This is a genomic window from Nocardioides dokdonensis FR1436 (assembly GCF_001653335.1).
GTDB lineage: Bacteria > Actinomycetota > Actinomycetes > Propionibacteriales > Nocardioidaceae > Nocardioides > Nocardioides dokdonensis.
In genome coordinates this window covers 3685465-3699796 of record NZ_CP015079.1, presented here as the reverse complement: position 1 = coordinate 3699796, position 14332 = coordinate 3685465, and the positions used below count along the sequence as shown (strand labels likewise).

At 71.2% G+C, this 14332-nt stretch carries 13 protein-coding genes; 7 read left to right on the top strand and 6 right to left on the bottom strand.

Annotation, left to right across the window (positions count from 1 at the left end; all coding sequences use genetic code 11):
* Position 1 precedes the first annotated feature (1 nt).
* Both I601_RS17490 and I601_RS17485 read right to left on the bottom strand, forming a co-directional pair.
* Complete coding sequence (locus I601_RS17490) at positions 2-694, bottom strand: TetR/AcrR family transcriptional regulator (protein ID WP_068115208.1); 693 nt, start codon at positions 692-694, stop codon at positions 2-4.
* A gap of 58 nt (positions 695-752) precedes the next feature.
* Complete coding sequence (locus I601_RS17485; protein WP_068112567.1) at positions 753-2072, bottom strand: HNH endonuclease signature motif containing protein; 1320 nt, start codon at positions 2070-2072, stop codon at positions 753-755.
* A 272-nt stretch (positions 2073-2344) separates the two neighbouring features.
* On the opposite strand from I601_RS17485, the gene I601_RS17480 reads away from it, so the two are divergent.
* From I601_RS17480 to I601_RS17460, 5 genes are all read left to right on the top strand, one after another.
* Entirely contained in the window at positions 2345-2905 is a 561-nt protein-coding gene (locus tag I601_RS17480; protein ID WP_068112564.1) for a DUF998 domain-containing protein, read from the top strand.
* A 165-nt stretch (positions 2906-3070) separates the two neighbouring features.
* A complete protein-coding gene (locus I601_RS17475) occupies positions 3071-3754 on the top strand; it encodes a hypothetical protein (RefSeq protein ID WP_068112561.1) in 684 nt (227 codons plus the stop codon).
* A 79-nt stretch (positions 3755-3833) separates the two neighbouring features.
* Entirely contained in the window at positions 3834-4433 is a 600-nt protein-coding gene (locus tag I601_RS17470; RefSeq protein WP_068112558.1) for a hypothetical protein, read from the top strand.
* Positions 4434-4894: 461 nt separating this feature from the next.
* On the top strand, positions 4895-6514 hold the full coding sequence (locus I601_RS17465; protein ID WP_218917689.1) for a DEAD/DEAH box helicase: 1620 nt from the start codon (positions 4895-4897) through the stop codon (positions 6512-6514).
* A gap of 26 nt (positions 6515-6540) precedes the next feature.
* On the top strand, positions 6541-6807 hold the full coding sequence (locus I601_RS17460) for a hypothetical protein (RefSeq protein WP_157520254.1): 267 nt from the start codon (positions 6541-6543) through the stop codon (positions 6805-6807).
* Here I601_RS17460 and I601_RS17455 read toward each other — a convergent pair.
* On the bottom strand, positions 6804-8345 hold the full coding sequence (locus I601_RS17455; protein ID WP_218917688.1) for an ATP-dependent DNA ligase: 1542 nt from the start codon (positions 8343-8345) through the stop codon (positions 6804-6806). The two genes, I601_RS17460 and I601_RS17455, sit on opposite strands and share 4 nt — an antisense overlap.
* 27 nt (positions 8346-8372) lie before the next feature.
* Positions 8373-9152, bottom strand: coding sequence for an enoyl-CoA hydratase/isomerase family protein (locus I601_RS17450; RefSeq protein WP_068112550.1), 780 nt, complete (start codon positions 9150-9152; stop codon positions 8373-8375).
* A 52-nt stretch (positions 9153-9204) separates the two neighbouring features.
* Here I601_RS17450 and I601_RS17445 point away from each other — a divergent pair, with 52 nt between their 5' ends.
* Positions 9205-10143 carry a DNA-3-methyladenine glycosylase family protein gene (locus I601_RS17445; protein ID WP_068112547.1) on the top strand — a complete coding sequence of 313 codons (939 nt, stop codon included), beginning with the start codon at positions 9205-9207 and terminating at the stop codon, positions 10141-10143.
* A gap of 1 nt (position 10144) precedes the next feature.
* Here I601_RS17445 and I601_RS17440 read toward each other — a convergent pair whose 3' ends face one another.
* Positions 10145-11407 carry a phospholipase D-like domain-containing protein gene (locus I601_RS17440; RefSeq protein ID WP_335582170.1) on the bottom strand — a complete coding sequence of 421 codons (1263 nt, stop codon included), beginning with the start codon at positions 11405-11407 and terminating at the stop codon, positions 10145-10147.
* Positions 11408-11475: 68 nt separating this feature from the next.
* Between I601_RS17440 and uvrB the strand changes: the two genes are divergently transcribed.
* Complete coding sequence (gene uvrB, locus I601_RS17435) at positions 11476-13614, top strand: excinuclease ABC subunit UvrB (RefSeq protein WP_068112545.1); 2139 nt, start codon at positions 11476-11478, stop codon at positions 13612-13614.
* An 8-nt stretch (positions 13615-13622) separates the two neighbouring features.
* Here the strand turns inward: uvrB and I601_RS17430 are convergent, their stop codons facing one another.
* The gene (locus I601_RS17430; protein WP_068112542.1) at positions 13623-14324 is read right to left on the bottom strand and encodes an ion channel; all 702 of its coding nucleotides are present in this window, start codon (positions 14322-14324) and stop codon (positions 13623-13625) included.
* Positions 14325-14332: the final 8 nt, after the last annotated feature.

Genomic DNA, 14332 nt, shown 5'->3' with positions numbered 1-14332 from the left:
TTCAGCTGATCTCGAGCGTCGCCAGGGCGAGAGCTGAGGCGACGAGGTACTCGCGCACCTGCTGCGGCGAGATCTCACCGACCGTGGGCACGCCCGGGGCGGCCTCCTTGACCAAGATGCCGACCCGGGCGAGCTGCAGTGCGCCCAGGCCGCTGGCGTAGAGCGTGTTGGCCAGCAGGGTCGGGTCGGTGACCGTGAAGTCTCCCGACGCGACCCCGTCCTCGAGCGCCCCGGACAGGGTGGCGAGCGCGGTGGAGATCGCCCGCCCCAGGCGGTAGAGCGCGCTCTCGGAGATCTCGTCGAGCAGCTCGGGCCCCGAGCGACGCATCAGCGCCTGGGCACAGTCGACGAACGCCGGGTGCTCCAGCGAGTAGTCGACGAACGCGCCGACGACGGCTGCCAGACGCTCCTTCGGCTCGGTGCTCGCCGCCGCGGCCGCCTCCAGATCGAGGCGCATCTCGTCGAGGTAACCGACGAGGGTGAGCGCGAAGAGCTCCTCCTTGCCGGTGAAGTGCCGGTAGACGATCGCCCGGTTGATGCCGACCGCCCGGGCGATGTCCTCGATCTGCGCGTCGCGCAAACCACGCTCGTCGAAGAGCGCACGGGTGGCGGCGAGGATCTCGGCCTCACGGGCGCGACGCCGCGCGGCGGCAGCCGATCTCCGGCCGTCGGTCTGGGGTGCACGGGTGGCCATGGTCAGCATCGTACGACTCGTGCAACTCGGAGTTGCACAGGTGTGACGCGAGTGGACGTCAGGAGGGCGTGTAGGTGCCGTGGCCGGGGACGACGATGAGTCGTTGGCCTTGGGGTCCGGTCCAGGCGTAGCTGCCGTCGGGTTGTCGGCGGTAGGTCCATTGCCGGGTGGGGTCGGTGGTGGTCTTGGCCCGGTGATGTCGTCTGCAGAGGCAGGCGAGGTTGCCCGGATGTGTCTGCCCGGGTGGGCCGTGAGTGTCGTAAGGGTCGATGTGGTCGAGGTCGCAGGCTCTGGCGGGGCGTTGGCAGTCGGGGAAGACGCAGTGCTGGTCGCGCAGGATGACCTGTTCGCGCATCCAGGCCGGCGGGTCGTGGGCGTCGACGGGGTCGCCGCGGTCGGGGTCGAGGACCGGGGTGACGCTGACCTTGGCGCCGGCCAGCCACTCGCGGATCCGGGCGGTCGTGACCGGGCCCAGGCCCTCGGCACGGCCCAGGTCGGCGACCTCGAGGGTGCCGTCGCTGCCGGTGGTGGCGGTGAGGTGGAGGTAGAGCTTGTAGGCGCTGCTGGCGGCCGGGGTGTCGCCGTGGGCGCGGGCGCGGTCGACGATGACCTGCAGGGCCAGGATGCGACGCCGGGCCAGGGACAGGTCGGGGTGCTCGGCGAGCAGGTCGTAGGCGATCTTGGCGACCAGGGACTCGAGGTCCTTGAGGGTGGCGGTGTCGCCGGCGATGCTCATCCACGAGGTGCCCAGCCAGCGGTCGTCGAGTCCGCCACCGTGGCTGAGGGTGACGTCCCAGGTGTCCTGGGCGGTCTCCTCGGCTACTTCGTGGGCCTCGACGTCGAAGCGGGCCCGGGCGGTCTCGACCATCCGTTCAAGCGCGACCGCGCCGACCACGTGGGCCCGCGGCGCGACCTGGGCGTCGACGTAGGCGGCGGCCTCGGGGCTGAGTGCGGAGGTGGCGGCGGCGATCTTGCGGGCCCGCCACACCGGCACCTCGAGAGACTCCACCCGGGCCCGGACCCGGGGCAGGCGGTGCTCCAGCTCAAGTGCATCGGCCATCAGCGTCAATGCCGCGGTGGTGCTGATCCCCAGCGCGCCCGCGAGCGGCTCGGCCGAGAACGCCGCCACCATCGGCCGCCCGTCCCCACCGATCCGCTCCGGCGCGTCCAGGTCGCCACCGACCTCGCCGTACCCGGCCGCGTCCCGGGCGTCGTCGACCGCGTTGGTCTCGCACCACCGCACCGCCACCCGCAGCACCCGCCGCGCCGCGGCCCGTTCCAGGGCCTTCGCCTCCTCGGCGAACCTCAACACGGCGTCGCGGTCCAGGTCCTCGCCCCACACCGGCCCGCCGTGTGCGTCCGTCTCGATCAGCGTCATGGACTTACTCAAGCACTGACCACCGACATTCAGCCTTGGTGTGGGCCCACGAGCCGCTGACCTGCAGAGACACGGCGCGATGGGTGGACGCCGTTGTCACGGTCGTACCGCCGCCTATGTCCGGGGGTGACGTGGCAACTCGACCGATGCAACCGTGAGGTGTCTCCAGCACGGTCTACGGTGCCGAGATGCCTATAGCCCGAAGACGACGACTCGGAGGGCTTCCAGGCTCTGGGAGCCGGGCTGCGCGCTGGGGAGCGCTGGCACTGCTCGTGCGACCGGTCTACATCGCGACCGAGTTCGTCGTTGCGGCGGCCACGACGGGCGGTTACAGCTTCCTCTCCGACTCGGTCAGCCGCCTCGGAGAGATCGGTTGCTCGGCGGCGTACTGCTCGCCGCGTCACGAGATCTTGAACGGCTCGTTCATCGGCTTCGGTGCGTTGCTGGTCGGCGGTGCGTTGCTGCTCTCGCGGTCGCTGGGTCCATGGGTCACGGGGTTGCTCGTGATCTCGGGGCTGAGCTCCGTCGCCACGGGCATGACACCTCTGGACCAGGGCGCCAGCCTGCATGCGATCGCCGCGACACCCTTGTTCGTGGCGCAACCGGTCGCCCTGATCGTGCTCGGCGCGCGGTTGCGGAGTGACTGGCCGCGTCTGGCCAGGACGCTCTTGGCCGCGGGAGTCGTGACCGGCACGGCAGCGGTGTTGTTCGTGCTCTCCAGCGACGGGCTCGCATCGGGTGCCCTCGAGCGCCTGGCCCTGTGGCCGGTGCTGGTCGGGCTGTCCGGGTTCGCGTGGACGCGACTCCATGTCGATGGTCGTTCAGGAGGGTGAGCTGCAGCTGTGAGGGTGCCTGAGACCACGGCGGCGGGCGGGGGTGCAATGACCCGTTTAGGGCATGGCTGTACAGGTGATCGTCCTCCACCATTGCGACGCAGGAGGGCCCGAATGACGAGTGCAGTGCTACCCGCGAAACCACAAGCGTCTTGGCGGGACGACATGGTTGGCACCGCCAAAACCCTGTCTGTACTCACGTTGGTGGGTGGAGCCTGCGGTGCGTTCGTCGTCGGGGTCTTGGGACGGCTCGCGATGCGCCTGCTCGCCGCCCTCAACCCAGACGCCACCGGGGTGACCAGCGACGACGGTTTCGTGATGGGCCAGGTGACCCCGTCAGGCTCCGTCCAACTGGCGCTGGCCGGGTTGCAGTTCGGGGTGATCGGTGCCGGGTTCTACGTCATCGTTCGCGGCCTGATCATCGGTCCCACCTGGTTCCGTCTCCTATCGATCTCGCTCGGTCCCGCCGTCGTGATCGGGGCCATCGTGGTCCACACGGACGGAGTGGACTTCCAACTCCTGAAACCGTCGTGGCTCGCAGCGGGTCTCTTCATCGCTCTCCCAGCCGCTTACGTCGCACTGCTGCACGTCCTCGGAGAACGCGCCCTCGAACACTGGCGCCCACCCAACGCGCTCGTAGTGATCGGGCTCGCCCCGTGGGTCCTCCTGTTCCCGGTGACCCTTGCGCTGGCGGCAGGTTTCACAGCGTTCCGCTCGCTGCGCCGCTCCAACACCGGTCGCGCGCTGCTCGTCAGCCCCTGGCCCGCCTGGATGCTGCGGGCCGGCCTGGCGGTCCTGTTCGTGGCAGCTCTCATCGACCTGCGCAACGATCTTGTCGACCTCAGCTGAGGGACGCTCGGCCTCGAAGCGCTGGCAGGGACAGTCCCTGCCAGCGGGACGACGCCGCCCCTGGGCGACGATCTCGGCGGTGACCGGAGCAGCCTGGGCGCTGTTCCTGCTTCCCCAGCAGCTGGTCGCCTGGGACGGACAGGAAGCACCGTCGTGGGCACGTTCGGCCGACAGCCTGCCCGTCTACGTGCTGGTCCGGGACCTCAACGGCGCCGGCGGCCTCGAGCTGTACGCCTGGGGAGGAGTGCTGCTGGTTCCTGCATGGCTCCTGATCGGTTGGCCGCTGTTCGCCTACGGCAAGCTGCCCGGCGTGGTGGGTGTCTTGTTCCTCCTGGGCGCTCCGGTGTCTGTCGCCAGCTACCTGGCAGAGAGCGCCCCAGCTCCGTGGGGCAGCCTGTGGGGCGCTGAGATCTTCGTGCTGCTCGCGATCCCGTTCGCCGCCATCGCAGCGGCGATCTCCGCCAGATCCAGGCACTTCCCGACCTGGTGGTGGGCGCTGATGGCCAGCACGCTCCTGGTCACCGTCGCGTCCACAGCCGCGTTCGGGTACTTCCCGCACGGCACCCTCATCGGACTCGGAGTCGAAGTAGGTGCGCTGGCCCTACTGCCAACCTGCCCCCGCTCCCGCTCCCGCTCCCGCTCCCGCAGCGTCGCCACCCTCGATGGGTCCGGGCGCTGAACCGCCGCCGGCTTCTGCGGGCATGCATACGAGGGACGCCAGTTGGACGTGCGCGTCGGCGACTTCACGGAGGCCGCGACTCCGCGCGTTGAGCGGCGCGTTGCTGCAACGGTGGCCGGACCCGCGACTCGCACGTTCAGCCCACTCAGGGGTGCTCCGGCTAGTGGGTTCCGCGACGTGATGTCACCGCTCACAACACTGGGACCAACTAGCCGTCGCATGACAGTGCTGCTCCCTCGGGCGACCCGCTCCAGCACGTCGCTCGGAGCGCTTCGGGCACTCCGACCGCGAGACGGACGTGGGCGAGGCGGCACCGTTCGTGGCTGCGACCCCGATAGCGTCGGGGGGTGGCCAGTCCTCGCAAGTCCGGTGCGCGTCGACGCAGCGGATCCCCGCGTCGGGGCGGGGCACGGCAGCCACCGCGGCCCCTGCCGGTCGCGGGGCCGGGGGAGCGGCTGTGGGTGCTCGATGTGCCCTACGGGACGCAGGTCGAGGGGGCCACCTGGCACTCGGCCGTCAAGACCCACCTGTACGCCGGGCGCGCGCTGCCCGCGCATCTTGCGCCGTACGCCCCGGGTCCGCACACCCTCGGGCGGTTCATCGAGAACGGCCTCAACCCCGACGACCCGACGCCCAACCCCGAAGCGAGCGAAGAGCTCGAGCCGCGGCGGATCCAGTTCGAGGCGGCCGATGCGATCGCGGAGCGCGCCGCGGCGGGCGGGCGGCAGTTCCTGCTGGCTGACGAGCCAGGCGTGGGCAAGACGATCTCCGCGGTCCTCGGAGCCACGGCGGTGGGCGACCTCCTCGGCGCGCAACGGGTGCTGGTCGTCGCCGACCGGCCCGCCGCGATCACGATCGGCCACTGGTGCCGCACCATCACGGCGCTGGGCGACGGCGGTCTCGAGTGGGTGGTGATCACCTGGGACCGGCTGGAGAAGGTCAAGGACCACGCGTGGGGCGTGATCATCGCCGACGAGGCCCACGCGCTGCGGCGTACGACGACGAAGCGGTGGAAGCTCTGGGCCCGGATCTCCGGCCACGGAAAGCCCCATGACAAGGCGCCGTTCGTCATCGCGACCACCGCGACACCCGGCCACACACCGCTCGAGCTGCCCTACCTCGCTCCGGCGTACGCGCAGGTGCTCGGCGAACCCATGAAGGACTGGACCTCCGCGACGCAGCCCGGGGCCGCCTTCGCCACCGCCCTCGAGCGCCACGGCGTGGGGGTGGAGCAGGGACGCTCCGGCGCCTCGTGGACCACCGACCCGGCTCGGCGTGCCGCGGACCTCAAGCTGGTCCGCGGCTGGCTCGACGAGGAGCGGCCCCCGGCGATGCTGCACCGCGCCGCGCCCTGGGGACCGGTGCCGATCTCCGGCATGCCGGTGGCGCTCACGCCGGCGGAGCGCACGGCGTACGAGGCCGAGTGGGGGGAGTTCTGCCGGGAGATGGACATCGCCCGACGTGGGCGCAACACCGCGAAGGGTCGTGCCGCGCTGCTGCGCTTCCGGCAGAAGGCCGGCCTGATCCGCGTCGACTCCACCGTCGATTGGATCGCCCAGCAGGTGCAGGCGGAGCGACAGGTGGCGTGCTCGGTCGAGTTCGTCGCCACCGCCGCCGACCCCATCATCGACCGGCTGCGGGACTCCGGCATCGAGGTCGCCACGATCTACGGCCGCGGCCGGTTCGACCCCGAGGCCGAGCGGCTCCGGTTCCAGACCGGTCAGGCGAAGGTCTGCGTCTTCACCACCGTCGCCTCGATCAGCCTGCACGCCGGCGAGACCCTCACCGGCGGCCGACAGGCGAGCACCGAACCCCGGGTCGGCGTCTTCCACCAGGCCCGCTTCTCGGGCATCGCCGGACGGCAGGTGACCGGCCGCACCCACCGCGACCACCAGGTCTCGCCGTGGCACATCGCCTACGCCGAGGGCACCGTCGAGGAGCAGGTCGGCAAGGTGATGGTGGAGCGCATCGCCGCCGCCTCCGACACGGTCGGCAGCGACACCACCGGCCTCACCGCCCTCGCCGAGCTCCTCGGGGCCGACTGGCTGCCTCCCACGACCCTGACGGAGGACGGCGCCTGACCGTGGCCGCGGACTAGGCTCGCGCCATGGCTGCGGACGACGAACACGCAGGACTGGTTCCGTCCCGTGGCGTGCTGCTGATCAAGGACTTCTGCCGTCACACGGGCCTGGACCAGGCGGTCGTCGCGGGGTTGATGCGGTCCGAGCGCATCCGTGGGGGCCTGTGGAGGGACGAGGCGCAGACCCGGCTCTTCGGGCTGTTCGACGACGTCCTGCCCACGACGGCTGAGCTGGAGGCCCTCGGGCTCGCTGTGAGCGACGGCTACGACCCGGACAGCCTGCGCTCCTCCTAGCCGAGCGTGCGGACGCTCTCGAGCGTGTCGGCGTCCGCTGCCGACTTGTCCTCGCGGTACCTGACGACCCGCGCGAAGCGCAGCGCCACACCACCGGGGTAGCGCGTGGAGCGCTGGATGCCGTCGATGGCGATCTCGACCACCTGCTCGGGCCGGACGTGCACGACGTGGCCCTCGCGGTGCGTCTCGAGCGCGAGGAACCGCTCGGTCTGCCAGGCGAGCATCTCGTCGGTCATGCCCTTGAACGTCTTGCCGAGCATCACGAAGGAGCCGTCGTCGGCGCGGGCGCCCAGGTGCAGGTTGGAGAGCATGCCGCGGCGCCGGCCCGAGCCCCACTCGACGGCGAGCACCACCAGGTCGAAGGTGTGGACCGGCTTGACCTTGACCCAGCCCGACCCGCGGCGGCCGGCGGCGTACGGCGTCTCCAGGCTCTTGACCACGACGCCCTCGTGGCCGTCGGCGAGGGCGCGGGCGAGGAAGGCCTCGGCGTCCTCGACGCTGCCGGTGCGCAGTCCCGTCACCCGGTGCTGCTCGGGCACCAGCGCGTGCAGCGCGGCCAGGCGCTCGTGACCCGGGCGGTCGAGGAGGTCCGTGCCGTCGACGTGCAGCACGTCGAAGAAGAACGGGGTGACCTGCACACCTGCGTCCTGCGCGGTGCGCGACGACGTCTCCTGGAACGGCCGCGGCCGGCCGTCGTCGTCGAGCGCCAGCGCCTCGCCGTCGAGGACGAACCGCTCGGCCGGCAGCGACAGCGCCACCGCCACGACCTCGGGCAGCCGGGCGGTGATGTCCTCCAGGCTCCGGGTGGCCACCCGCACCTGGTCGCCGTCGCGGTGCACCTGGATGCGGATGCCGTCGAGCTTGGTGTCGACCACTACCTCGCGGCCGTCCCCGCCCAGGTCCTCACCCAGGTCCTTGCCCAGCGCCTTCTCCAGCGCGGCGGCGACGTCGGGCGCCGTGCCGGCGAGCATCGGCAGCACCGGGCGCATCACCTCCAGCCCGATCGCGTGCAGCGCCTCCTCACCATCGGTGAGCGCGGCCACGACCACCGCCACGGTGGAGCCCGAAAGCATCGCCGCCCGCCGCACCAGCGCCAGCGGGACGTCAGCCGCCTTGGCCAGCGCCTCCTGCACGAGCGCGTCGAGCGCGCCCTGCCTCAGCTCACCGGTCACCACCCCGCGCAGCCACTGCTGCTCCTCGCTGGTGGCGCGGGAGAACAGCTCGTCGACGGCGCTCGTCCGACGCCCGGCAGACCCCGGCCCGGCCAGGGCGGCCACGGCCTCGAACCGCTCGTGGACCTCCAGCACCTCCAGGCTCGAGGTGTCCGCCGGGGGCGGCAGGTCGGTCAGCGACCGCCAGCCCAGCCCCGTACGCCGCTGGCGCAGGGTGCCGCCCAGGTAGGCCGCGACCGTCTCGGCCTCCTCGGGGCCGGTGTGCCCCAGGAGGTCGGCCAGCGCGGCCACCTTCGCGGTGCGCGAGCGGGTGGCGGCGACGACCTGCGAGGTGGCGACGACGTCGGCGAGCAGCACGTCGGTCATTGAACACCGGCCCGCCGACAGCGGCCCTCACCCAGGCAGGCCCGTGAAGTCCGGCTCGCGGCCCTCGGCGAACGCGGCGAGCGCCTCGAGGTTGGCCGGGCCGCCCATCAGCTCGGCGAAGGCGGCGTTCTCCAGCTCGCGGGCGGCGTCGATGCCGGCGCGCAGGGGAGCGGTCATCGCGTGCTTGACGGCCACCAGCGACGAGACGGGTCGACGGGCCAGCAGCTCGGCGTGCTTCCGGGCCTCGGCCATCAGGTCGTCGGGCTCGGTGACCCGCCACACCAGGCCGGCAGCGAGCGCGTCGTCGGCGCTCAACCACTCCGACGACAACAGGATCCAGGCGGCGGACTGGTGACCCGCGAGGCGCGGGAAGAGGAAGGACGACGCGGCCTCCGGGGCCACGCCGAGCGAGGTGAAGGGGCACTTGAGCCGGGCCGTGCTCGACATGAACGCCAGGTCGGCGAAGCCGAGCACGGTCGCCCCGATGCCCAGGGCGATCCCGTTGACCGCGACCACCAGCGGCTTGGGGAAGGCGACGAGGGCGTCGAGGAGCCCCGGGAAGCCGTGTCGCCCGCGCTGGAAGTCGGGATCGGTGGACATCCGGTGCATCTCCAGCAGGTCGGTGCCCGCGCTGAAGGCGCGTCCGGCGCCGGTGAGCAGCACCACGGCCACGTCGGGGTCCTCGGCGGCGGCCAGCAGCGCGTCGGCGGTGGCGTCGTACAGCGCCTCGTCGAAGGCGTTGAGCGCGTCGGGCCGGTCGAGGGTGAGGGTGCGGACGCGGTTCTCGTCGTGGATCTGCAGGGCCATGACCGGAGACTACCCAGAACTAGAACGTGTTTCATCACGTAGCGTCGGGCCGGTGAGCCAGGAACCCCGCAGCCGCACCTGGCGACCCGACTGGCCCTGCCAGGTCGCGTCGGTGGCCGGGCAGCAGCGTCGCGGCCGGGGCGACCCGACGTACCGCGTCGACGAGGCCGGGCGGATCTGGCGCGGGGTGCGCACCCCCGAGGGGCCCGCGACGTTGGCGCTGGCGTCGCGTCCGCGCGACGGCGAGGTGCACGCCGAGGCCTGGGGGAGCGGCGCGGAGTGGATGCTCGAGGCGGTCCCGTCGCTGCTCGGTGCCGACGACGACTGGAGCGCCTTCGAGCCCCGACACCCGGTGCTCGTCGAGGCCCGCCGGCGGCACCCGCACGCGCGGCTGGGACGCACCGGGCTCGTGATGGAGTCGCTGGTGCCCTCGATCATCGAGCAGAAGGTCACCGGGCAGGAGGCCTTCGCCGGGTTCCGGATGCTGGTGCACCGCTACGGCGAGCGCGCGCCCGGCCCGGGCGCGGACCTGCGCCTGTGGGTGCAGCCCACGCCCGACCAGCTGCGCACGGTCCCCTCGTGGGAGTGGCTCAAGATGCACATCGACCCCGCCCGCTCGCGCACGATCGTGACCGCTGCTCGAGTCGCGGCCTCGCTCGAGCGCACCGCGAGCCTGCCCCCCGAGGAGGCCGAGCGACGGCTGCGCACGCTCCCGGGCCTGGGCGTGTGGACCTGCGCGGAGGTGCGCCAGCGGGCCTTCGGCGACCCCGACGCGGTGTCGTTCGGCGACTACCACGTCGCCAAGGACGTCGGGTGGGCGCTGACCGGCACCCCGTTCACCGACGACGAGATGGCGGCGTACCTCGAGCCGTGGCGCCCGCAGCGCGGCCGGGTGCCCACGCTGCTCGGTCTCGCCGGCCTGCACCGGCCCCGGCACGGCGCCCGGATGTCGCCGCGCACCCACCTGCCGGCCCGAGTCACCCGCACCTGAGCTACAGCAGGGGACGCAGGGGGGCGAGCACGAACTCGGTGAACTTGCGGTGCAGGTCGCGCGCCTCCCACTCGCCGATCGTGAGCTCGAGGCAGTTCGACTCGTCGAGGGCGAAGATCTCCTCCATCAGGCCGGCGAACCCGGGGTCGATGGCCTCGAGGTTGATCTCGTAGTTGCCGCTGAGGCTGAGCCGGTCGATGTTGGCGGTGCCCACGGTGGTCCAGGTGCCGTCGACCGTGGCGGTCTTGGCGTGCACCATCGCGTCGCGGAAGCGGAAGATCCGCACCCCCGCCTCCAGCAGCTGGGAGAAGTAGCCGCGCGAGATCCAGTCGGCCACGATGTGGTTCGACTTCAGCGGCACCAGCAGGCGTACGTCGACGCCGCGGCGCGCGGCGTCCTTCAGGGCGTCGACGAAGTCGGGGTCGGGCAGGAAGTAGGCGGTGGTCAGCCAGACGTTCCGGCTGGCGCGGTTGATCGCCTCGAGGTACATCGAGCGGATCGGGAACATCCACAGCCGCGGCACGTTGCGCTGGAAGCGGATGCGCGACTCCCAGGTCGACGCGGTCTCGAGCAGCAGCGGGCGCTCGCTGTGCCGCAGCCGGCGCCGCCGGTTGAGGTTCCAGAAGTCGGCGAAGGCGCGCTGCAGGTCCCACACGCCCGGACCGGTGATCCGCACGTGGGTGTCGCGCCACTCCTTCTCGTAGGCGTCACCGATGTTGTAGCCGCCCACGAAGCCGACCTCGCCGTCGACGACGAGGATCTTGCGGTGGTCGCGGCCGTAGCGGCGCAGGTCGAAGAAGCGCAGCCCGGCGGCGTACACGGGGTAGCGCAGCACCTTCATCGACCTGGGGAAGCGCTTGAACACGGGGGAGACCACGAGGTTCGCGAAGCCGTCGTAGATGCAGTAGACCTCGACGCCGCGCTCGGCGGCGTCGGCGAGGGCCCTCTTGAACCGCTCGCCGGTCGCGTCGCCCTTCCAGATGTAGGTCTCGAAGAAGACCTGGCGCCGGGCGCCCTCGATCGCGGCCAGCATGTCGGCGTAGAGGTCGTGGCCGTAGGTGTAGGTGGTCAGCGTGCCCTCACCGACGTCGACGGTGTGCGGGGGCATCGTCGGGAACGGCTTGGGCTTCTTGCCCCGGCGACGGTAGGAGTCGACCAGCGACATGGAGACGGCCAGGGCCAGCTGGACGCCCACGATCGCCAGGAAGGTGCGTCGGACCGCGCGCACCATGCGTTCGACGTTCGACGGTCCGATCAGGCTCACGGGGTCAACCTAGTGCCTCACCCCGTCGGTCGGCGGGCGGTGTCGGTGCCGGGTCGTAGGCTCGACCCATGCGCCCCGTCACAGATCTCGAGCGCCGGGTGGCGCCCTTCAAGGTCGTCTCCGACTACGAGCCTGCTGGTGACCAGCCGGCCGCCATCAAGGAGATCACCAAGAGGATCAACGGCGGCGAGCAGGACGTCGTGCTCCTCGGCGCCACCGGCACCGGCAAGACGGCCACCGTCGCCTGGGTCGCCGAGCAGGTCCAGCGCCCGCTGCTGGTGCTGCAGCCGAACAAGACGCTGGCCGCCCAGTTCGCCAACGAGCTGCGGATGCTCTTCCCCGACAACGCCGTCGAGTACTTCGTCTCCTACTACGACTACTACCAGCCCGAGGCCTACGTGCCTCAGACCGACACCTACATCGAGAAGGACTCCTCCATCAACGAGGAGGTGGAGCGGCTGCGGCACTCCGCGACCAACTCGCTGCTGACCCGGCGCGACGTGATCGTGGTCAGCACCGTGTCCTGCATCTACGGCCTGGGCACCCCGCAGGAGTACGTCGACCGGATGCTGCGGCTGCGGGTGGGGGAGGAGCGCGACCGCGACTCGATCCTGCGCCAGCTCGTCGAGATCCAGTACACGCGCAACGACATGTCCTTCACCCGGGGCACCTTCCGGGTCCGCGGCGACACCCTCGAGATCTTCCCGGTCTACGAGGAGCACGCGGTGCGCATCGAGTTCTTCGGTGACGAGATCGAGCGGCTGATGTCGCTGCACGCGGTCACCGGCGAGGTGATCACCGAGGACAACGAGCTCTACGTCTTCCCCGCGACCCACTACGTCGCCGGCCCCGAGCGGATGGAGCGCGCGATCCGCGGGATCGAGCTCGAGCTCGAGGAGCAGCTGGCGACCTTCGAGAAGCAGGGCAAGCTGCTCGAGGCCCAGCGGCTGCGGATGCGCACGACGTACGACGTCGAGATGATGCGGCAGGTCGGGTCCTGCTCAGGCATCGAGAACTACTCGATGCACATGGACGGGCGCAGCCGCGGCTCCGCGCCCAACTGCCTGCTCGACTACTTCCCCGAGGACTACCTCCTCGTCGTCGACGAGTCGCACGTCGCGGTGCCCCAGATCGGCGGCATGTACGAGGGCGACATGTCGCGCAAGCGCAACCTGGTCGACCACGGCTTCCGGCTGCCCAGCGCCATGGACAACCGGCCCCTGAAGTGGGAGGAGTTCGTCGAGCGGATCGGGCAGACGATCTACCTCTCCGCGACCCCCGGCGACTACGAGCTGGACAAGGCGGGCGGCTCGACGCCGCCGCACGTCGTCGAGCAGATCATCCGACCGACCGGCCTCATCGACCCCGAGGTCGTCGTCAAGCCGACCAAGGGCCAGATCGACGACCTGATCCACGAGATCCGCACCCGCGCCGAGAAGAACGAGCGGGTCCTGGTCACCACGCTGACCAAGAAGATGTCCGAGGACCTCACCGACTACCTGCTCGACGCCGGCATCCGGACCCGCTACCTGCACAGCGAGGTCGACACGCTCAAGCGCATCGAGCTGCTGCGCGACCTGCGGCTGGGCCAGTACGACGTGCTCGTCGGCATCAACCTCCTGCGCGAGGGCCTCGACCTCCCGGAGGTGTCGCTGGTCTCGATCCTCGACGCCGACAAGGAGGGCTTCCTGCGCTCGGACAAGTCGCTGATCCAGACGATCGGCCGCGCGGCGCGCAACGTGTCCGGCCAGGTGCACATGTACGCCGACAAGATCACCCGGTCGATGGAGGCCGCGATCGACGAGACCAACCGTCGTCGCGAGAAGCAGGTCGCCTACAACACCGCCCACGGCGTCGACCCGATGCCGCTGCGCAAGAAGATCGCCGACATCACCGAGATGCTGGCCCGCGAGGACGAGAGCACCCAGGCGCTGCTCGAGACCTGGGCCGGCACGGCGGCGAAGGGCCGTGCGGGCGGGGTCAAGGCCAAGCAGCCGGTGCCCGCGCTGACCAGCAAGGACGCCGGGATGCACGCCAAGGAGCTGGCCGGGATGCCCAGCGCCGACCTCGCGCAGCTCATCCAGGACCTCACCGACCAGATGCGCACCGCCGCCACGGAGCTGCAGTTCGAGCTCGCGGCCCGGCTGCGCGACGAGATCGAGGAGCTGAAGAAGGAGCTGCGCCAGATGATGGAGGCCACCAAGTAGCCGCAGGCTCAGTCGCGGTCGGCGGCCTTCATCGCCTGCCGGCTCACGGTCAGGCCCACCAGGCGCGAGATGACGAGGGCGACGTAGAGGACCCCGACGACCATCTCGACGGCGACGAAGGAGCGGGCGTGCGGCCCCATCGGCACCACATCGGAGAGCCCCACGCTGGTGAGCACCGAGAAGGACAGGTACAGCAGCTCGAACCAGGTCTGCCCGTCGGTGGAGGACCCGCCCGCGAACGACCCCGGCGAGAGCACCCCCACCGCCGAGTAGACGTAGGCGAAGCCCCAGGCCACCACCGTGAACGCCCCGCCGGTGGCGTACAGCTCGTCGCTGGTCACCCGGTCGTCGTGGAAGAGGTAGCGCACCATCGAGTACGACACGTAGAAGTAGAAGGGCGCGTGCAGCAGCGCGGAGACCAGCACCACCCAGGAGCTGCCCGGCGTGAAGGCCTCCACCACCGTGAACCCAGCAGCCGGGACCCCAAGCAGCAGGGCGACCCAGGTCAGCGCCGGGGTCCGGCGCACGGCGGTGAGCGCGGCGGCGACCACCACGATCTGCACCACCCCGAGCGCGGCGCGGCCCACGGTGCTGTCGTCGAGGAACGGGTAGGCCAGCACCGCCAGGGTCTGGGTGGCCAGCAGCACCGCCGAGGGGCGACGTCCGAGCAGACCGTCGGGTCGCGGGTCGCCGCTCGTCCGGTGTCTCATGAGCGCAT